This window comes from Paenibacillus sp. MZ03-122A (assembly GCF_024213325.1).
Classification (GTDB): Bacteria; Bacillota; Bacilli; order Paenibacillales; family Paenibacillaceae; genus Paenibacillus; species Paenibacillus polymyxa_B.
Map to the genome: position 1 here is coordinate 28,741 of NZ_JANAVI010000001.1, position 20,242 is coordinate 48,982.

Below are 20,242 nucleotides of genomic sequence, written 5' to 3' on the forward strand. Positions count from 1 at the left end.
CGTAAATACGTTATTTTGTTGAATTAATTACTTAATTAAGTGCTAGGTGGTTCTGATAACCCGTCTAGAGTCTACTAATAGTGTGAATTTCGATTATATGTGGATAAAAAACACTCTGCCACCTGAGGAAAGGGGCAGAGTGTTTTTGGTGTTGCTGCCACATTAGCGAAACGACGCATCAGGGGGATGCTGGAAGGCGTTTGAATAGACCTGAGGGGGAAAACAGTCTAGGCTCATCCAATTGGCTATTATGGCTCATATAAAGCGGTAGAGTGATGTAGGAGTTGTACCAATGTCTGTGAAGAAGGCGACGCTGAAATGCAGTTGGCTCAGGTTTGTTAAGCTTCTTCCATGCGGAGAGCAGCTCGCTGGTCATACGCTCCATAAAAGGGTTCTTTTCCTCATAAGGAGGATTGAGTAGTTTGAAGGCATCTTCCACGCAGAAGGACACCGCTGCGCCAAGATAGCCGTGAACGGTCTGTTCTACATCGTTTCCGAGGAGGAAGTTAATCCAGGTGTGAACGGTAGCGAGTGTGCCAATTGCATTGTATTGAATGAGTATGGATTCCAACTGGTCAAATTCAAGCCAAGGATAAAGAGCCTTAGCGAGCTTAAGTAGACGCTGACCGGATAGACGCAACTCCTTCACATGCTGCAAGGAGGGACGTTGGGTATGCAGCATCTTATCAATAAGAGCGATTCGCCAACTGTCATTCTGCTGGATGGCGACATACAGACTGTTGATAGCCATGCCGTCAACGGTTGTAAATTGAGGATACAAATCATCCAGCATGTAATGTTCCAGGTCTTGTAGACTGTTCAAATGTCCGTTGCGGAATAGTTTCTCCAGTCCGTTAAAACGGGTGAAGCCACCAACAGGTAGGGAAGGGTCCAACAATAATGCATAGTTCAGCAAGCGGTTGCCTTTATGCAGGGCGGTTCGCCTCCTCGAAGTGAATCATTATGTTATATTATTTTACTCTTTACTTAGGGATAACGAAAAAATTCGAAATATATGTAATATATATTTACATTTTAGCGGCATTTGTGTCAAATTAAATATTATTATCGCTCATATATGTTATATAAAATAACATATAAAATAATTATTATATTTGTGTTTACAAATAGTCGATGAGAGAGTATAATAAATCTGTTGCCTCAATACATTATGATTTGCGGTCGTGGTGGAATGGCAGACACGCTATCTTGAGGGGGTAGTGGGCGTACGCCCGTGGAGGTTCGAGTCCTCTCGACCGCATTATATGCAAAACCTAGTTAAAAAAGCATCCTGACACGGTTTACGTGAAGGGATGCTTTTTTTGTTTTAATAACTGTGATAAAGAAGAATATCAGTTTTGCTGCAAAAGCTTCTCTATATCTCCCGCCAACTTATCTGGAGTGGTTTGCGGTGCATAGCGCTTAAATACGTTACCTTCTCGTGTAATTAAGAATTTAGTAAAATTCCATTTGATCGCTTTGGACCCTAGTACCCCCGGAGCTGTTTGGGTCAGGAAGCGAAATAAGGGGTGCGCTTGATCGCCATTGACATCTGTCTTGGCGAACATCGGAAAGGTAACACCATAATTGATCTGGCAAAACTCGGAAATCTCCTCGCTGGAACCTGGCTCTTGTTTGGCGAATTGGTTGCTGGGAAATCCCAAAATTTCGAGCCCCAGTTCATGGTACTGGTCATATAGCTCTTGTAACGCTTTGTATTGGGGGGTTAACCCGCATTTACTGGCTGTGTTCACAATAAGCAGAACATTCCCTTTATATGTGGATAACGGAATTGGTTTCCCTTGCAGGGTTTGCGCATCATATTCATAAACGGTCATAGTATCTCTCCTTATTCAATATTCAGCAATTAAATTGTAAGCAATTCAAAGTAAGGTTGCAAGTCTGGAAAAGCTGTATTAAGCCTTTAGCCGCTGTAAAATCGTATTTTGTTCAAAACAGTAAATCGCACTGCAAATGGAGCGAATTAAGGTGTTTCTTCTTATAAAAGCGGGTTCAATCGGTGTTTAGCTGGTACATATAGCGTATTTTCTTCTCTTTTTACAAAAAAAGGCCAAAAACGCTCTACCCTACGCCAATATTGACATGCTTGTCATTTTCGAAAAGGGATGAAAAACAGAGATTGAGTGAGCTGTGAGAAGCATAGTCGCATTGTAAGCGTTATTATTAATCTTCTATGCTCTAAAGGCCGATTTATAACCCCGCAGTTGAGCTTTACAGTCTTCCATGCGCGGGTGTATGATTCAAGACGTAATTTCAAATTAATTTGAATGAAGCAACAACGAAATGTCTATAGCGCTGAATTTTGCAGTTGCAAAAGCGGGGGAACCAATCGAGACTGTACGGCTTGCCGTGTGTCTCATGGGGTGAATTTTCCGGTCAAGTGCCAGAAATAGGGCGACTCTCACGTCCGAATCCGACAGCTAACCTCGTAAGCGTACAGGGAGAGGCAACAAACCGCCGTGTGCAGCCATGGTTTATTTTATCATGGATATGTAAGAAGCCGGAGGAAAGCCTTTTTCCTTCGGCTTCTTTTTGTTGTCTTTTTATACCGGGAGAGGAGCTACTGATGGAAGGTCGGTTAATTATTGTCACTGCACCGAATGAAGCGGGCAGAAGTTTTGTGAAATTGCTTATTTTCAAAAAATTGGCGTTTGCAGTTCTGACGAATAGCGCCCAGGAGGAACGACAGCTCAAAAAAATGGGTGTGGAGCACATTGTCCGCATCAATACCATGCAAGCGGGAAAATGGAATTTTCCAAAAAAAGAAATTGGTAGTGTGTATTTGTTCGAGAACAGCTTGAATCTGACTTGCCGTTTCCTGCAAATATGTCGGCCGCTAACATCGGAATCGATCTATGTTATTACGCACGGCTGTAATCCACAAGGAATTTATCGAGGATTGGGAGCGGACCATGTGATCTACACATTGAACGGAGAGGTGGGTTTTCTGCTGAACGGATAAGCACTTATAACATAGTTGTTTTATGATTTTATGATGAAATAGGAATGGCGATCTGAGGACCGATACGGAGGGTATGAACATGATGGATATATACATGCTGCTCGTCATGGCTGTGAGTTATGGAGTGATACTGCTGTTTGTACGCTGGTGTGATGCGCAGACCTCTAAAGGAGGACGAAGAGGATGATCGTTATACTTGGGCTTACGGCTATTGTGTTTATGTATTTAATCTACGCACTCCTGAACCCTGAAAAGTTCTAGTCACTGGTAGGGATAGAGCGGGCGGGAACAACAGATCATGAATATTAAGCATCATAGGTAGCAGGTCTGTTGTTCCAAACGCAGGAGCATTTTGGAGGAGGAATAGAGGATGGAGCTGCTTCAAATTGGAATTGTGATCGTTATATTGCTGCTCTTGGTAAAGCCAGTGGGCACCTATATGTATCATGTATTCTCGAATGAACCCAATCGGACGGATCGGATTTTTGGCGGAACAGAAAAGCTGATTTATAAGATAGTAGGATTGAAGAAGCTGGAGAGCATGCGTTGGACTACGTATGTTATGAGTTTCATTGCTACGAACGCCGTGCTTGTGGCAATCAGCTACTTGCTGTTGCGTTTACAGGGAATGCTTCCCGGTAATCCGGCTGGAAACAGTAATATGGAAGCATCACTAGCTTTTAATACGGTAATCAGCTTTATGACGAATACGAATCTCCAACATTATAGCGGAGAAAGCGGGCTTACGTATCTGACACAGATGGCGTTCGTCACGATGATGATGTTCACTTCGGCTGCTTCCGGTTTTGCGGTTGCTGCGGCTTTTATGAGAGGATTGACGCGGCGCGGTGAAGGAATGGGCAATTTCTTTCAAGATTTTATTAAAGCCATTATAAGAATTTTCCTGCCGCTGGCCTTTGTGCTTACGCTGGTGCTGGTTGGATTGAAGGTACCCCAGACGCTACAGCCTACGGCGGATCTTACGACGCTGAGCGGAACACAGCAGCAGATTTCTATGGGACCCATTGCTTCTCTGGAGTCCATCAAGCATTTGGGGACAAACGGGGGTGGTTATGCGGGAGCTAACTCTGCGCATCCTTTTGAAAATCCAAGTCCTTGGACGAACGTGCTGGAAATTTTGGCAATGTGGGTAATGCCGGCTTCGTTGCCGTATACCTTTGGATTGTTTGCCCGTAATCGTAAGCAGGGCTGGATTATTTTTAGCTCCATGATGGTATTGTTTCTTATTTTTCTATCCATTACGTACGTGTCTGAAAAGACAGGTAATCCGTTAATCCAGACACTGGGTGTGGATGCTTCTCAGGGAAGCATGGAAGGGAAAGAGGTTCGTTTCGGCATTGGACAATCGGCTTTATTCACTGCGGTCACAACAGCGGCAACGACAGGTTCGGTCAATAATATGCACGATACACTAACCCCACTGGGTGGCATGGCTGCTTTGGGAGAAATGATGCTAAACGTCATTTTTGGCGGCAAGGGTGTCGGACTGATGAATATGCTGATGTATGCGATTCTGGGTGTGTTTATATGCGGACTGATGGTCGGGAGAACTCCGGAATTTATGGGAAGGAAAATTGAAGGTAAGGAAATGAAGCTGATCGCGATTGCCATTTTGGTACATCCGTTTCTCATTCTCGCCCCAACTGCACTTGCATTTATGAGTCATTGGGGATACGATGCGGTCACTAACCCTGGCTATCACGGGTTGACTCAGGTGCTCTATGAATATGCGTCATCTGCCGCAAATAACGGTTCGGGATTTGAAGGTCTTTCGGATAACAACGTATTTTGGAACATGACAACGGGGATGGTTATGTTCTTCGGACGATATGTATCTATGATTGCATTGTTGGCTGTGGCGGCTTCGTTGAATGCCAAAGCACCGACTCCGGTGACGACGGGGACACTGCGCACGGATAACAAGTTATTTGGAGCCATTCTGATCGGGATCGTGCTGCTGATTGGTGCGTTGACCTTTTTACCCGTCATCGTATTGGGACCTATTGCTGAATTTTTGACCATGTGAAGAAGAAAATGAGAATGGATGAACGGGGTGTTTGATCATGAAGGAACAACGCAAACACATGCTGGACAGAGGCATCTTGAAGCATGCGATCAAGGATAGCTTTATAAAGTTAAATCCGATGATTATGATGAAAAATCCTGTCATGTTCGTCGTGGAGATCGGTACATTGGTCGTGCTGCTCATGTTACTGTTTCCCGGTTATTTTGGAACTGGCAAGGAAATGGGCTTTAACCTGACCGTGTTTGTTATTCTGTTGTTTACGTTGCTTTTTGCTAATTTTGCCGAAGCACTCGCGGAGGGGCGGGGTAAGGCACAAGCTGCCTCTTTAAAAAAATCCAAGCAGGATACACAAGCTAACAAGCTCATCGGAAATGACATTCAAGTGGTTAGCTCAACCGAATTGCGTAAGGGTGACGTGGTTATTGTCTCCCAAGGCGAAATGATTCCAAGCGATGGTGAGGTCATTGAAGGTCTGGCTTCGGTGGATGAATCTGCAATTACGGGAGAATCGGCTCCGGTCATCAAGGAATCTGGTGGTGATTTTTGCTCGGTAACCGGCGGGACGCGAGTAGTCAGTGACCGGATTAAGGTGCGAATTACGACAGAGCCAGGCGAGACATTTATTGATAAAATGATTTCGCTCGTGGAAGGCGCACAGCGGCAAAAGACGCCGAATGAGATTGCACTGAACACTTTGCTGATTAGCTTGACGATTATTTTTCTAATTGTGGTGGTTACACTAGCGCCGATTGCCCGTCATTTTAACATTGATTTGCCTGTCCCTGTGCTAATTTCGTTGCTAGTCTGTCTGATTCCAACCACGATTGGAGGACTGCTGTCAGCTATCGGGATTGCTGGTATGGACCGGGTCACCCAGTTTAACGTACTGGCCATGTCAGGCAAGGCGGTAGAAGCTTCTGGGGATATCAACACGATGATTCTGGATAAAACAGGTACAATCACCTTCGGTAACCGAATGGCGAGTGAATTCGTGCCTGTGGAGGGCGTGGAGAAGGCAGAGTTAGTGAAGTGGGCAGCGATTAGCTCTATGAAGGATGAGACGCCAGAGGGCCGCTCGGTTCTCGAATTGATGCGCAAACAGGAGCATACGTTGGATGCATCCTTGGCAGCAGGTGGAACCTTTATCGAATTCAAGGCGGAGACACGGATGAGTGGTCTGGATCTGACCGATGGACGAAAGGTACGCAAGGGCGCGGTGGATTCTGTTCGGCAATGGATTGTATCGCAAAACGGCAGTATTCCAGCCGATCTGGAGGAAAAAGCCAATCAGGTAGCCTCTGAAGGAGGTACACCGCTGGCAGTCGCGCTGGATGATCAGATATACGGCATTATTTATTTGAAGGATACAGTGAAGCCAGGTATGAAGGAACGGTTTGATCAGCTCCGGGAAATGGGTATCCGTACGATCATGTGTACCGGAGATAATCCGCTGACAGCAGCTACAATTGCACGAGAAGCGGGTGTGGACGACTTTGTAGCTGAGAGCAAGCCGGAGGACAAAATCGCGGTTATCCGACGTGAGCAGGAACAGGGAAAGCTGGTTGCCATGACCGGAGACGGCACGAATGATGCACCTGCACTGGCGCAAGCGGATGTCGGTCTGGCCATGAATAGCGGCACAGTCGCGGCCAAAGAAGCAGCTAATATGGTGGACCTGGATTCCGATCCGTCCAAAATTATTGAGGTGGTTGCGATCGGCAAGCAGCTGCTTATGACGCGCGGAGCATTGACAACGTTCAGCATTGCGAACGATGTTGCCAAATATTTTGCCATCATCCCGGCGATGTTCATGCTGGCCATTCCACAAATGGGCGCTTTGAACGTCATGGGGCTTGGCTCCCCGCTGTCCGCTATTTTGTCGGCGCTGATCTTTAACGCGGTTATTATTCCGCTTCTGATTCCGCTGGCCATGAAGGGCGTGAAGTATAAGCCGATGAGCTCGGATCGCCTGCTGGGACGGAATTTGCTGATTTACGGTCTGGGCGGTATGGTCGTACCGTTTGTCGGTATTAAGGCCATTGATTTGCTGGTGCATTTGTGGATTTAGTGCAGAAAGGGTGAACGACATGAGTGGTTTTTATCGGATGATGTCTGGACGCAGATTTGCTGCGCACGAAAAAGCCGAATCTGGCGGGCAAGGTCATAACAAACGTACAGGGACCGGGACAGTGTCGGAAGGACAACCGGAGAGACAAGAGATGCGAGGAAGTACAGTTATTGGAGTAGCTTTGCGAACTTCGGTGCTGATGATTCTCTTGTGCGGTTTGGCATATCCGCTAGTCAGTACAGGAGTAGCGCAGGTTCTGTTTCCGCAGCAAGCAAACGGCAGTATGCTCCGTGACGCAGAGGGACGGGTGGTCGGCTCCGAACTGATTGGGCAGTCCTTTGCCGATTCGGCATTTTTTCAAGGTCGGGTATCGAGCGTTGATTACAATGGGGCTGGTTCAGGCTCAAGCAACTACGCGCCGTCGAATCCGGCCTTGATACAGCGAGTCAAGGACTCTATTGCGGATTGGCAGAAGCATAACCCGGATGTACCCGTCAGTCAGGTTCCGGTGGACCTGATTACAAACTCCGGCTCCGGTCTGGACCCGCACATCTCGCCACAGGCGGCACGGGTGCAAATTCCGCGCATTAGCGGCTTGACGGGTATCCCGCAGGATCAACTGAGAGCACTGGTGCAGGAGCAGACAGAAGGCCGCAGCGCCGGGGTATTCGGCGAGCCGCGTGTGAACGTGCTCAAGCTGAATCTCGCGCTTGAGGCGCAAATAAAGGTGGAGCCTGCCAAGCGTTGAGTATTCTTTATGTATACAGGATAAATAAAATAGGATGAACAAAAAAAGGTATCTCGCTGCCATGGGGCTAGTGAGATACCTATTTAATATATTCATATTTTGGCTACCGATTAACCTGAAATCGTTTGGATGATGAGCACTACATTCAAGATGATAATGACAGCGGTCACGATCCAGGTTAATACTTTTTGCCACATTTTATTTGCGAATTCACCCATAATCTTTTTGTCGCTGGTAAAGAGCAGTAATGGAATGATGGCAAAGGGAAGCTGGATGGACAGGATGACCTGGCTCAGCACAAGTAGTTCCTCCGCACCTTTTTCACCTGCGATAGCAGTGACGATAACCGCTGGAATGATCGCGATGAGGCGGGTCACCAGACGACGCAACCAAGGTGAAAGACGAAGATTCAAAAAGCCCTCCATCACGATTTGTCCAGCTAAAGTGCCTGTAACGGTTGAATTTTGACCTGAGGCGAGTAACGCAACCCCAAATAGTATGCTTGCCAGCGTGGTTCCCAGTAGTGGCGAAAGCAGATAATAGGCATCACTAATTTCGGCTACATCTGTTCTTCCTGCCGTATGGAATACAGCAGCTGCCACGATCAAGATGGCCGCATTAATAAATAAAGCGAACATCAGCGCTATACTGGAATCCCAAGTTGCAAATGTAATAGCTTCCCGTTTACCTGCTGAAGTCTGCTCAAATTTGCGAGTTTGTACAATAGAAGAATGCAGATACAGGTTATGCGGCATTACAGTAGCACCCATAATACCGATGGCAATATACAGCATGCTTGGATTCGTCAAAATTTGCGAGTCTGGTACAAAGCCGCCCAATACGCCGCCCCATTCCGGTTGTGCCAAAATGAGATTAATCCCAAAACAGCCGGCAATCGTCGCCATCAGTACAATGACAAGTGTTTCCAATGCCCGAAAACCTTTGTTTTGCAGCAGTAAAATAAGCATGACGTCAAATGCGGTAATGATGACTCCGTATAGTAACGGTAGACCAAACAGCAACTTCAGCGCAATGGCTGAACCGATGACCTCGGCCAAATCCATGGCTGCAATAGCAATTTCGCACAAGAGCCATAAGCCGATGGCGACAGGACGACTGTAAGCATCACGGCACATTTGAGCCAAGTCTTTACCTGTGGCAATGCCAAGCTTGCCAGATAAGGCTTGTAGCAGGATGGCCATCAGGTTGGAGATTAGAATGACACTAAGTAACGTGTAGCCGAATTTCGATCCGCCAGCGATGTCTGTGGCCCAGTTGCCGGGGTCCATATAGCCGACTGCGACCATATAGCCGGGTCCAGCAAAGGCAAGAAACTTCCGAAACCAGGTTCCGTCTTTCGGGACGCTCAAGGAACGATTCACTTCCGACAGTGAAGCGATTTCCGCGAAGTTACCCTTTGTATTTTTCATACGCTTCACCTTCTTTATTGATGTTGAAATATATTATTAGTGACATAACGATTGTGTTATCCCTATTGTACACTTACAATAGTTTTTGTCTAGTGCAACTTTTGTGTGGTCAAGCAAGTTAATCGTATTTTTGAAGCAATATGGGTATCGTATAAAGCCGAACACTAGAAAAAACCAAGCTATATCGCTCTGAGGGGAGCAGCTTGGTCGTTTTGGATTTTTTTAAATTGTTGTCCATCTTCCGGGTGAACGCTGCTCCATATTTTATCAATTTCCTTGTAGTTATCCGGACTGAAACGATAAATAGCCCGGTGAATCGGAAGCATTTTGGTCATTTCTACGCCTGTAAGCTTTTCCAACGCTTTGGCATAGGCCATCACATGGACTCCACCCCGCACCAACAAGTAGCCTACGATCTCGCGTACGACAGGGTTGTCAGTCATGGAAGTCTGAGCAGATACAATAAAATGATGCGAGTGAGCCTTCAAGACATATGTTGACGGCCCATCAAGCTAGGGGCTTATAACATATAGTGTAAACAAGGTGAGGTGGAACTAAACGGTAAATGTACAGGTTAACAACCTTATTTCAAATGATTCATTTTGTGTAGTTCGTTTAAAGTACATACGAGAAGGAAATCATGTATTAACATGACGATAGATTCCTGCGGAAAACATATGATATAGAGAAGGAGAGATGAAATCATGGAAGCATTATACACAGCATCAGCAACGGTACATGGTGGAAGAGACGGTTCAGTCGCTTCATCCGATGGAGTTTTGAAGCATAAGCTCAGCACGCCGAAGGAACTGGGTGGCGCAGGCGGAGAAGCTACGAATCCGGAGCAATTGTTTGCGGCAGGCTATGGTGCCTGCTATGAGAGCGCATTGGCTAATGTGGCCCGGAAGGCTAAGGTGAAGGTAGACAATGTTGAGGTCACCAGCCACGTATCTATCGGCAAGGACCCAAGCGATGGCGGCTTCCAGCTGGCGGTACGTCTGGATGTGAAAATACCCGGTATTGAACGCGCCCAGGCCGAAGATCTGGCACGCCAAGCGCATGATTTTTGTCCGTATTCCAAAGCAACACGCGGTAACATTGATGTCGAGCTTAATGTCATTTGACTGCATTTCTATAACTTTTACACTCTGGCCGCCGATTTATCGGTGGCTTTTGCACATAGATCTTGATTCGTTGAGATTTGCGACCATTTGACATCATCGCCAAAATTCATTAAGATGGCTTAGGTGATTCTGGTCATCAGGTACGAAACAAATTTGAAAAATACGGGTGATATGATGTCTTACAGACCGAATATTGTTAATTTCACGCTGGCTGGCAGCAACGAAAAAGAAGGGCTTTATGAGTTTAAAATGAGTTTGGCCGATGGAACGGAGTGCCGCGTTTTTTCTCAACGTAATCCGGAGTGGACCTTGACGAATATTAGTCGACTGCTAACGACGCCTTGCCCGGTATGCCATAAGGATTTTATCTGCAAGTGTATGGATAAGTTCCATGAGGAGTTTTTAGAGCAAATTAATACGAAACAGCTGTTTGAGAAAGCATTGAGCTAGTTTTTCGAACAGGTAAAGACTATACATTTCTAAACAAGCGTCGGATACTTTCGGCGTTTTTTTGTTTATATTCATATGGTTGCGTTGCTGGTATTCATGCCGTTGATTTTCTTGGAGGTGAAATGCATTTATGAACCAGACTGATCATGCTCATTCAGATCATTCCATTGTGTTGGTAGATGGGGTATGCCACTTTTGTCAGGGAGCGGCCCGCTTTATTATCAAGCGTGACCCCAAGGGAACATTTCATTTTGGTTCCCTGCAATCGGAGGCAGGACAAGAACTATTACGTGCAGGAGGACTATCTACAGATCAGCTGGATACGTTCGTGCTGATTGAAGACGGTACGTATTATACAAGGTCCACCGCGGCTTTGCGAATTGCCAAACGTCTTCGTTTTCCATACCCGCTGGCCTATGTGTTCATCCTGGTTCCCCGCTTTGTGCGCAACGCTGTCTATAACTGGGTGGCGCGTAACCGATATCGTTGGTTTGGCAAGGATGAAGAGGATCAGTGTCAGATCCCCCCACCAGAAATCAGACAACGATTTTTTTAGTTGCTTTTTTAAGTTTCTTTTTTGGAGCGATGTCTACGAATTAGTAAGATCACAGCGATCACGATTAGTATCAGGCTCGTAACAGCTACATACACGATATGTCGTACATTGGGTACGTTAACAGACAATTTTAGCTCGTTAGATTCCAAAGGAGCAATGTCCCAATACAGTGTTTTTCCGTCTTCCGACACACGGTCCGCATTATTGGTAGCAGGTTGGATGGGTAAGGATAGGCTGAAGTTAAGATCCAGCTGCCGCTCCAGTAATTTGCGCGCAAACACATTCATTTGCTCAAATTTATCACTCAGTCCTTGAGCTTCTTCAGGAAGCATCCGTGGTAGATCGAGCTTCATGGTAAGATCAATATTCGTTGTGAAAAAATGTTGGCTCACAGCGCGCTTTATTTCTAATCCCTCAGGTAGATTTAATCCCTGACTGGGATTTTTTTTGTTTGTGCTCCAATCTCCTTGATAATGCCCCTTGATTTGATATCCCTTTCTTCCCTGTTCAGCTAGCGGCTGTACATCTACATTGTTGCTTTGAATACGCTTGACTAATCGATCTAGCAGCCCGGGATTGTCCAACATCATCAGTGTCTGGTTGTTTACACTGAACGTTGCATCCAGATCTACACTTTGATCGAGATGAACATCTACATGGATGTCACCTCGAGCACAGGAAGTTAGGGCAAGCAGACAGCACACCAGCATAAAAATAAGCAGTATTTTTCGTATCCGAACTTGCCGACGTTTGTTCCGATAAGGGCTGTATCCTGTTGGCTCCATGACCTGCACCTCTTTATATGTATTCTTTGGTTTAACGATTGGATATCTTCTATATATTACACATTGGGAGAACGAAAATCGAACGGTATAACGAAATAGATAAGAATTATATTTTTTAAAAATGTTTCCCTAGGTAAAAACTTTAGTGTATACTCTAAAATATAGTATTGATAAAAAATAATTGAATCAAGGAAATAGTTTGTCCCAAAACGAAGTTCAAAGGAGGATTTTAAAACATGAACAAGCAGTTTAAGAAGGCTTTGCCGCGATGGGTAACGACAGTTGGAGTATTGTCTCTAGCTCTGGTTTTAGCGACTGCATGTACCGATGCTAAGAAGAAGGAGCAGGGAACTGCGAGAGAAACAGGACAAAAAATAAAGGCTACGGCTACCATCGGTATGATCTCTGACATTGTCGGCAAGGTCGGCGGTAATCATGTAGAGGTCACGGGAATTATGAAGTCAGGCGTTGACCCGCATTTGTACAAGGCTTCTCAGGGAGATATGCGCAAGCTGGATCAGGCCGACGTTATTTTTTATAACGGGTTGCATCTGGAAGGAAAAATGCAGGACATTCTGGAGAAGATCAGCAAGCAAAAACCCGTCATACCCGTGTCCAAAAACATCGCACAGGATCAATTGCGTGCAGGTAGCCCGGAAATGGGATCTGAGCATGATCCACATATCTGGTTTAACGTACAGAATTGGATGTCTGCGGTAGAAACCGTCAGAGATGAATTGTCGGCGCTAGACGCTGTTCATGCGGAGGAATATAAGGCCAACGCAGAAGCCTATCTTACTGAGCTGCGAGAGCTGGATGATTACACGAGAGAGCAGATTGCCAGTATACCGGAAGCCCAGCGCGTGCTTGTCACGGCACATGATGCTTTCGGCTATTTCGGAGATGCCTACCACATTCAAGTGAGAGGACTTCAAGGTATGAGCACAGAATCAGAAGCGGGTTCTCAAGATGTGACCAAGCTGCGAGATTATCTGGTCGAACATAAAATCAAGGCTATATTCGTAGAATCTAGTGTTCCGAGAAAGGCCATAGATGCGGTTATTCAGGGGGCCGCTCAGCAAGGTCATACAATTAAGGTTGGTGGCGAGCTGTATTCGGATGCCATGGGTGAAGAAGGCACAGAAGATGGCACATATATTGGAATGGTCAAGCATAACGTCAATACGATAGTTAAAGCTCTTAAATAAGGAGGCAAAGATACATGGGGCATTCACCACTTGTTGTTCGTGATTTATCGGTAGCTTATCAAAAAAAGCCCGTTTTGTTCGATGTTTCCTTTGAGGTGCCGGAAGGCAAGCTGATTGGTATTATCGGCCCGAACGGGGCTGGGAAATCTACGTTGATCAAGGCAGCGCTTGGACTGATTCCAAAGCTTAGGGGCGAGGTGCTGGTCTACGGCAAGCCCTATAAACATCAGCTGCTCAAGGTTGGCTATGTACCGCAGCGGGAGTCGGTGGACTGGGATTTTCCGACGAACGCATTGGATGTGGTTATGATGGGACGGTATGGCAGATTGGGCTGGTTTAAGCGTCCGGGTGCAGCAGATCGTCAGGCTGCGATGGAGAGTTTGGACAAGGTTGGAATGAGCAAATATGCAGACAGGCAGATTAGTCAATTGTCTGGCGGTCAGCAACAACGTGTTTTTTTAGCCAGAGCACTCGCGCAGGATGCTCAGCTTTATTTTATGGATGAACCGTTTGTCGGTGTGGACGCTGCAACAGAAAAAGCCATTATTTCGCTGCTCAACGATCTGAAACAGCAGGGTAAAACCGTGCTTGTTGTTCATCATGATTTATCTACAGTCACGGATTATTTTGATCAGGTTATACTGTTGAACGGGCATCTTATGGCGTTTGGAGAGACGACAGATATTTTTACCGAGGAAAATCTGCAGCGTACGTATGGCGGGCGTCTGAGTATACTCAAAACAAGCCCGGATTCCGGTACGATACTCGGAGTGAGGTGAGCAGTATGACAAGCTTGGCAACGCTTTTGACCGACCCGAATTTGCAGTGGATTTTGCTGGGCTGCATTTTGCTCGGTTTAAGCAGCGGAGTGATTGGCAGTTTTATGTATTTGCGCAAGCAGTCGCTCATGGGAGATGCTTTGGCACATGCGGCTTTGCCGGGGGTATGTGTGGCTTTTATGATCACAGGTACAAAATCCGTGTTTGGATTTATGATTGGGGCCGCCATTGCAGGAATTGTTGCGACCTTTGCCATCAGTGCGTTAACCCGGTATTCACGAATTAAAAGCGATTCCGCGATTGCAGCGGTGCTGTCGGTATTTTTTGGCTTCGGCATTATGTTGTTGACCGAAATTCAGCATAGTGGCGCAGGCAACCAAAGCGGATTGGATAAATTTCTATTTGGTCAAGCTGCGGCAATGGTATTGTCTGATGTCTATACGATGGCGGTAATTTCGGTGGTACTCATCGGAATATGTATATTATTTTTCAAGGAATTTAAGTTGCTCAGCTTTGATCCCGGCTTTGCCCGCGGACTTGGTTACCCGGCAGGTTTGCTGGATAAGTTGTTGATGCTAATGATTGTCATTGCGGTGGTTGCTGGCATTCAGGCCGTGGGAGTCATTATGATGGCTGCCCTGCTGATTACCCCGGCCGTGTCGGCAAGATACTGGACAGAGAAGCTGGGTGTCATGGTGTGCCTATCAGGCTTGTTTGGTGCTATAGCAGGCCTTGGTGGGACGCTCATTAGCTCTCTGGGGCAAAATCTGCCTACAGGACCGTTATGTGTGTTGTGTGCGACTGTGGTGTTTGGAATGAGCTTGATTTTTGCGCCGCAGCGCGGGATGATCTCCAAGGCTATCGTTCGGTTGAACGCCAGAAAAAATCTGGAGCAGACAGTCGGAACACAGCCAAGGGAGGAGCGTGCCCTATGAGTTCATTTTATGTAATTTTGACGGGAATGTTAGTGGCAGGGGGATGTAGTATCGTTGGGTGCTTTCTCGTGCTTCGAAAAATGGCTATGATCGGTGATGCAATCAGTCATGCGGTATTGCCGGGGATTGTCATTGCCTTTCTCATCAGCGGATCGAGGGATTCGGTGTGGATGATGTTTGGTGCGGCTGTGCTGGGTCTTCTAACGGTGTACCTAATTCAGCTATTCCAACAAAGCGGTCTGCAAAGTGATGCTGCCATTGGCGTGGTGTTTACGACATTGTTTGCTATCGGTGTTTTGCTGATCAGTGTGTTTGCTTCCAATGCCCATCTGGATATGGATCACGTTTTATATGGGGAAATTGCTTATGTGCCATGGAATACGTTCGAGATTGCTGGCTTCGATGTCGGTCCGAGGGCTGTGTGGATTACGGGCGCGATGTTTTTGATCAATTTGCTCGTGATAGGGGGTTTTTTCAAGCAATTTAAAATCACTTCCTTCGACCCCGCCCTGGCAGCTTCATTAGGCATTCCAGTTGTTTTTTTTCATTATCTGCTGATGAGTCTCGTCTCGTTAACGACGGTGGCGTCATTTGAGAGCGTGGGTGCAATTCTGGTGGTTGGCATGCTCGTTGTACCGCCTCTTACCGCTTATCTGCTGACGGAGAAGTTGTCCCGTATGATTGTATACAGCGTCGGATTTGGAGCCATCAGTTCGGTCGTAGGCTTTTACACAGCAAGTGTATTGGATGCTTCTATTGCGGCATGTATGCTATGTGTATCGGGTGTGTTGCTGCTTTTGGCTTTTCTCTTTTCCCCGTCTCACGGTGTGATATGGCAAAAGTTATTTCAACAACGGGGGATCGTTGGCGAAGATAGCAAGTGATTGTAGGAAGTGATCCCATATGAGTTACCTAAAATAGCGTGTATTCAGGCATAAGAGACCTGAATGCACGTTTTTTTGCGCTTATACTGCCCTGCGCGGCTTTTTTTGGAGCAAGCTTGATTGATCATCTTGAATTGATTGGGACACGGGAGTACATTCATTACAACCATATAAGAATGAACGGAATGAGCGGTTACGCTGGGGGAGGAACGAAAGTGGAGAGCTTCAAACGTAAATCACCAGAGGAAATACTGGATTCGATTAACAAACTGCATCGAGGCAGACTCAAAATTTACATGGGTGCGGTCAGTGGCTCGGGCAAGACGTATCATATGCTGCAGGAGGGACAATCGTTGCAGCATGAAGGTATTGATGTTGTGATTTGTGCGGTCTCAACCATGCAGCGGCCTGTGACCGTCGAACAGGTCGGCACGCTGGAGCGCGTGCCTAGTATTCATTGGATAAAAGATGGTGAGGAGCAAAAGGATCTGAATGTGGAAGCTTTGGTGACACGAAATCCCGAGGTGGTACTGGTGGATCATTTGGCACATCATAACCGGAAAGACGCCCCATTTCCAACACGGCTGGAGGATATTCGGTATTTGCTGGAGCAGGGAATTAGCGTCATTACGACGGTTAATGTTTATGAACTCGAAGGAATTACGGAGTGGGTATATCAGCTAACAGGCTTTGAAGCGGAATATACGGTTCCGGTTGATACACTGGAACTGGCGGATGAAATTCGTCTGATCGATGCCACCCCGGAGATGATTTTGGAACGGCTGGCGAAAGGCTACATGCATACGCCCAATCCTGAGATGTTTCACCGGGGAAATCTCGGTAAATTGCGTGAGCTTGCTCTGCGATTGGTAGCAGAGGATGTGAATGATTCGCTGGAACGACACCGGGAGGAGTTAGGCTTGCACGGGGCGTCAGGAGCGGCAGAGCGTATTTTGGTACCTGTTCAATATCATTGGAATGGGTCTATTTATGTACGTAGGGGAGAACAGGTCGCCAAGCGGTTGGGTGGAGATATGCTAGTGGTCTCCTTTGTCAGCTCGAAGCGCAGGCTGTCCAAGGAATCAGCAGCCTTCAAGCGTTCGATTGAGCAGTTGGCTGACAAGATCGGATCAACATTTGAAGAAATCCCGCTTTTTTCCCGCAGAAGGTTGCCTCGTCAACTGATTCATTATGCGGTGACGCACAATGTTACCCGAATTGTTATGGGGCATTCTCGGCAGACTCCGTGGCAGGAGCTGATGAAAGGATCGCTGGTGAACGGGATTTTAAAACGAATGAAAAATATGGATTTGCTGCTGATTGCGGACCGGGCCGAGCAGGAGGGTGAGCGAATCTTGCCAACAATGAGACAGGAAGAGGGAGATAATGATCCGTATCATCGTTTGAGCGTTGAGGAAGCACAGGCTGAGGCAGCCAAAATCCTGCGGGGCAAGCTCAAGGTATACATTGGCGCTGCTCCGGGGGTCGGCAAAACATACACGATGCTGAGAGAGGGGAATGATCTGCTGGAAAGCGGGATCGATGTAGTTATCGGACTGCTGGAAACGCATGGAAGAGCAGAAACATTGGCACAAGTAGGCTCTCTGGAGATGATTCCCCGTCAGTCCATTGAGCGTCATGGCGCACATTTGGAAGAGATGGACACCGAAGCCATTCTCAGGCGTAATCCCGAGGTGGTGCTTATTGATGAGCTTGCACATACCAACGTGCCCGGAAGTATGAGATCTAAGCGCTATGAGGATGTGCTTACCATTTTGGAACAAGGTATTTCTGTGATATCCACAATGAATGTACAGCATCTGGAGAGCTTAAATGATGCGGTAGAACAGATTACTGGCATACGTGTGAGAGAGACTGTTCCCGACCATATGATGCGTCTGGCCGATGAAGTGCAGCTTGTTGATGTGGCTCCCAAATCGTTGCAGCAGCGTATGCGTGAGGGCAAAATATACGATCCTGCGAAGGTGGAACAGGCACTTAGCCACTTTTTTAAACTGGGCAATCTGATTGCGTTGCGTGAACTTGCTTTGCGGGAATTGGCAGATGACGTAGATGAGCGGCTGGAATCCTGGGATCGAAACGAATCACTTCGGGGACCGTGGCGCAGGGAGGAAGTGATCTTCGTAGGCGTGACGCTAAGCGAAAATGCTGAAAGGTTGATCCGCCGTGGTTTTCGTATCGCCTTTCGGCTAAAGGCTGTGTGGATTGTGACGTATGCTCATGTCGGTGAGTGTATACCCGAGAGACTGAACCCTCGTCTGGAACAACTAAAGTTGCTGACCCACCGACTGGGGGGAACCTTTGAGATGAGGCTTGTTTCCAGCCGACGCGAGATTGCCGACATTTTGATTGCTCCGGTGGAAGGATATTCAGGTACGCAGCTCATCGTGGGGCAGTCTTCCCGAAGTAGCTGTTGGGGGAAGTCTGCGGTTGTGCCGAGGATTCTCCGTCAAGCACGTCATATGGATGTTCTCATTGTGGCGGATTATGATCCGGATATTAAGCTGGAGGTAGATCATTAATTCGCCCAGTAAATTCATAAATAGTCATATGCTGGTTACCGATGGTTCGCTGCTTCCATAGTATATTCTATCTCAAAGAAATGGAGGCGAATTTGAATGTATAAACATCGTAAGCATGATTGTCATTTTCCAAAGCCAAAAAAACGTGTCTTTAAGAAGATCATTAAGGTGACTGTCATTAAGTTTAAACCTAAATTTAAACGTGATCACTGGAAACATGAAGATTTTGATAAGAAATGTCATTGCCGGAAACGTCATCATCGCCATCATCGCCATCATGACTGTCATCGTCGTCACCACAAATTCTACTAAGATGAAGATGGTAGGAGGCGGGGCTAGACTGCCCGCCTTCTCCTAGTACGAGGATTTTGGAAGATGATACTTGCACAAAAAATACTTGCTCTAATATAAGCGCTATGCTATTCTACCAGTAAATAGATTGCACGTGACGGAAGCACCGTTCACCAACCGTATGTACTTACGGATGGATGAACGGTGCTTTTTTGCGTTGTTGTGTTAGGGAAAGGGATGAGCGTTATGGTTCCAGTGAAAGTGGTATTGGCTGTAGAAGGCCGGGATTATATTGAGCCGCTGCTGAATTATGTTCACGGAAGCGAGTACGCCAGAAGGCTGAGAATAACGGCTTTTTCGCAACCGGAGGCATTTCATCAATACATGATGGAAACCAGCGGAATGAAAAGACCGGACGTGGTGGTTGGTGAAGCGGCTTTTTTGAATCTATGGACAGATAGGGAAGCTGCTGATATTCCTTGTTTGGTATTGCATGAGGGAGAACAAGTGAGCGAATATGGACAGCCTTTATTAAAATATCAGCCCTTATCTGAGCTGGTCGGTTTTATTTTGGAAACGGCGAGACAGAAGTCGAACGGTCGGAAATGTGTAAACAGCCGGGAAGGTGGACTGATTATCGGCATGGTAGCAGCTTCCGGCGGACTGGGCAAGACAACGGCCGCGTTGAATATGTCCAAACAGCTGGGGAATGAGGGATATTCGGTATTCTATCTGAATCTGGAGACGGTGGATTCAAGCTCGTTGTTCACTGGTTCAGGAAGTGCTAGCGGAGCAGAAGGAGAGGGGCTATCCAGGCTGCTCTATGATCTCAAGGCGGAGGGGAATGAGGGCATTCCATTATCTGTGGCAGCCTATTGTGTTCGCCGCCCTGAAATTCAGGCGGATACTTTTCAGCCTGTCTATAATCGTAAGGAACTGACGGACATGACTTGTGATGAAGCGAAGGAACTGATTCGAACGGTTGCCGAAAGCGGACAGTATGATGTAGTGATCGTAGATGGCGATTCTGAAAAAGGTGACCGGGCTCAAGCTGTGCTTGAAGCTAGTCATAAGCTGATCTGGCTGCTGGCAGACGATTTAATGAGCATGCACAAGTGCGGATTATGGCTGGATGTTTTAGAAACCACGCAGCCTGAAGGGCTTGAAGATATGATATGCAAAACCAGCTTTGTGGTGAACCGCTATATGGGAACTATGATCAACTCGTTACCTCGTGACTTCATGGAGCTAAACGGAGCGTTACCCTATATACCTTCATGGAAGCAGATGCAGCACCGTGAGCTACTGCTTAGTTCACCGATTTATCAGCGGGAAATTCGTCATCTGTGCCACGAGCTGCTGAATGTGGACAATGTAACACATCCGCCCGCCGTTTGGTCTTAAAAGGGGC

18 protein-coding genes, 1 tRNA gene, 1 pseudogene and 1 riboswitch are annotated in these 20,242 nt (G+C 46.8%); of the genes and pseudogenes, 15 read left to right on the top strand and 5 right to left on the bottom strand.

The annotated features are described in order from the left end of the window. Positions 1 to 178 precede the first annotated feature (178 nt). Complete coding sequence (locus tag NLX74_RS00160) at positions 179 to 916, bottom strand: urease accessory protein UreF (RefSeq protein ID WP_254327629.1); 738 nt, start codon at positions 914 to 916, stop codon at positions 179 to 181. Between the two features lie 262 nt (positions 917 to 1,178). Between NLX74_RS00160 and NLX74_RS00165 the strand changes: the two genes are divergently transcribed. After that, positions 1,179 to 1,261, top strand: a tRNA-Leu gene (locus tag NLX74_RS00165). 91 nt (positions 1,262 to 1,352) lie between these two features. Here NLX74_RS00165 and NLX74_RS00170 read toward each other — a convergent pair. Continuing rightward, positions 1,353 to 1,838 carry a glutathione peroxidase gene (locus NLX74_RS00170; RefSeq protein WP_254327630.1) on the bottom strand — a complete coding sequence of 162 codons (486 nt, stop codon included), beginning with the start codon at positions 1,836 to 1,838 and terminating at the stop codon, positions 1,353 to 1,355. Between the two features lie 466 nt (positions 1,839 to 2,304). Beyond that, a riboswitch (cyclic di-AMP (ydaO/yuaA leader) is annotated at positions 2,305 to 2,472 on the top strand. Between the two features lie 115 nt (positions 2,473 to 2,587). Between NLX74_RS00170 and NLX74_RS00175 the strand changes: the two genes are divergently transcribed. The 5 genes from NLX74_RS00175 to kdpC all read left to right on the top strand — a co-directional run bounded on the left by NLX74_RS00175 (position 2,588) and on the right by kdpC (position 7,846). Then, positions 2,588 to 2,983 carry a hypothetical protein gene (locus NLX74_RS00175; RefSeq protein WP_023987603.1) on the top strand — a complete coding sequence of 132 codons (396 nt, stop codon included), beginning with the start codon at positions 2,588 to 2,590 and terminating at the stop codon, positions 2,981 to 2,983. Between the two features lie 183 nt (positions 2,984 to 3,166). Then, complete coding sequence (locus NLX74_RS25755; RefSeq protein WP_071559652.1) at positions 3,167 to 3,244, top strand: potassium-transporting ATPase subunit F; 78 nt, start codon at positions 3,167 to 3,169, stop codon at positions 3,242 to 3,244. Between the two features lie 109 nt (positions 3,245 to 3,353). After that, a complete protein-coding gene (gene kdpA / locus NLX74_RS00180) occupies positions 3,354 to 5,030 on the top strand; it encodes a potassium-transporting ATPase subunit KdpA (RefSeq protein WP_254327631.1) in 1,677 nt (558 codons plus the stop codon). A 37-nt stretch (positions 5,031 to 5,067) separates the two neighbouring features. Continuing rightward, entirely contained in the window at positions 5,068 to 7,098 is a 2,031-nt protein-coding gene (gene kdpB / locus NLX74_RS00185; protein WP_254327632.1) for a potassium-transporting ATPase subunit KdpB, read from the top strand. Positions 7,099 to 7,117: 19 nt separating this feature from the next. Continuing rightward, a complete protein-coding gene (gene kdpC, locus NLX74_RS00190; RefSeq protein WP_061829573.1) occupies positions 7,118 to 7,846 on the top strand; it encodes a potassium-transporting ATPase subunit KdpC in 729 nt (242 codons plus the stop codon). Between the two features lie 110 nt (positions 7,847 to 7,956). Here the strand turns inward: kdpC and NLX74_RS00195 are convergent, their stop codons facing one another. Next, on the bottom strand, positions 7,957 to 9,276 hold the full coding sequence (locus tag NLX74_RS00195) for an Nramp family divalent metal transporter (RefSeq protein WP_061829572.1): 1,320 nt from the start codon (positions 9,274 to 9,276) through the stop codon (positions 7,957 to 7,959). 212 nt (positions 9,277 to 9,488) lie between these two features. Continuing rightward, positions 9,489 to 9,719 (bottom strand): annotated as a pseudogene (locus NLX74_RS00200) (manganese catalase family protein); the annotation flags it as partial. A gap of 261 nt (positions 9,720 to 9,980) precedes the next feature. Here NLX74_RS00200 and NLX74_RS00205 point away from each other — a divergent pair. From NLX74_RS00205 to NLX74_RS00215, 3 genes are all read left to right on the top strand, one after another. Next, on the top strand, positions 9,981 to 10,400 hold the full coding sequence (locus tag NLX74_RS00205) for an organic hydroperoxide resistance protein (protein ID WP_013309264.1): 420 nt from the start codon (positions 9,981 to 9,983) through the stop codon (positions 10,398 to 10,400). A gap of 123 nt (positions 10,401 to 10,523) precedes the next feature. Further along, entirely contained in the window at positions 10,524 to 10,850 is a 327-nt protein-coding gene (locus NLX74_RS00210) for a hypothetical protein (RefSeq protein ID WP_025722703.1), read from the top strand. 130 nt (positions 10,851 to 10,980) lie between these two features. Continuing rightward, the gene (locus tag NLX74_RS00215; protein ID WP_061829569.1) at positions 10,981 to 11,406 is read left to right on the top strand and encodes a thiol-disulfide oxidoreductase DCC family protein; all 426 of its coding nucleotides are present in this window, start codon (positions 10,981 to 10,983) and stop codon (positions 11,404 to 11,406) included. A gap of 8 nt (positions 11,407 to 11,414) precedes the next feature. Here the strand turns inward: NLX74_RS00215 and NLX74_RS00220 are convergent, their stop codons facing one another. Continuing rightward, positions 11,415 to 12,191 carry a DUF3153 domain-containing protein gene (locus NLX74_RS00220; protein ID WP_061829568.1) on the bottom strand — a complete coding sequence of 259 codons (777 nt, stop codon included), beginning with the start codon at positions 12,189 to 12,191 and terminating at the stop codon, positions 11,415 to 11,417. Between the two features lie 236 nt (positions 12,192 to 12,427). Here NLX74_RS00220 and NLX74_RS00225 point away from each other — a divergent pair, with 236 nt between their 5' ends. From NLX74_RS00225 to NLX74_RS00250, 6 genes are all read left to right on the top strand, one after another. Further along, positions 12,428 to 13,399, top strand: coding sequence for a metal ABC transporter solute-binding protein, Zn/Mn family (locus tag NLX74_RS00225; protein ID WP_254327633.1), 972 nt, complete (start codon positions 12,428 to 12,430; stop codon positions 13,397 to 13,399). A gap of 14 nt (positions 13,400 to 13,413) precedes the next feature. Beyond that, the gene (locus tag NLX74_RS00230) at positions 13,414 to 14,178 is read left to right on the top strand and encodes a metal ABC transporter ATP-binding protein (RefSeq protein WP_254327634.1); all 765 of its coding nucleotides are present in this window, start codon (positions 13,414 to 13,416) and stop codon (positions 14,176 to 14,178) included. A 5-nt stretch (positions 14,179 to 14,183) separates the two neighbouring features. Further along, positions 14,184 to 15,113 carry a metal ABC transporter permease gene (locus NLX74_RS00235; RefSeq protein ID WP_254327635.1) on the top strand — a complete coding sequence of 310 codons (930 nt, stop codon included), beginning with the start codon at positions 14,184 to 14,186 and terminating at the stop codon, positions 15,111 to 15,113. Next, positions 15,110 to 15,997: a metal ABC transporter permease gene (locus NLX74_RS00240; RefSeq protein WP_061829564.1), complete on the top strand. Its 888-nt coding sequence runs from the start codon at positions 15,110 to 15,112 to the stop codon at positions 15,995 to 15,997. Before NLX74_RS00235 ends, NLX74_RS00240 begins: the two co-directional genes overlap by 4 nt. Before the next feature lie 215 nt (positions 15,998 to 16,212). Further along, positions 16,213 to 18,540 carry a histidine kinase gene (locus NLX74_RS00245; protein WP_254327981.1) on the top strand — a complete coding sequence of 776 codons (2,328 nt, stop codon included), beginning with the start codon at positions 16,213 to 16,215 and terminating at the stop codon, positions 18,538 to 18,540. A gap of 537 nt (positions 18,541 to 19,077) precedes the next feature. Continuing rightward, complete coding sequence (locus NLX74_RS00250) at positions 19,078 to 20,235, top strand: P-loop NTPase family protein (protein ID WP_254327636.1); 1,158 nt, start codon at positions 19,078 to 19,080, stop codon at positions 20,233 to 20,235. Positions 20,236 to 20,242 lie beyond the last annotated feature (7 nt).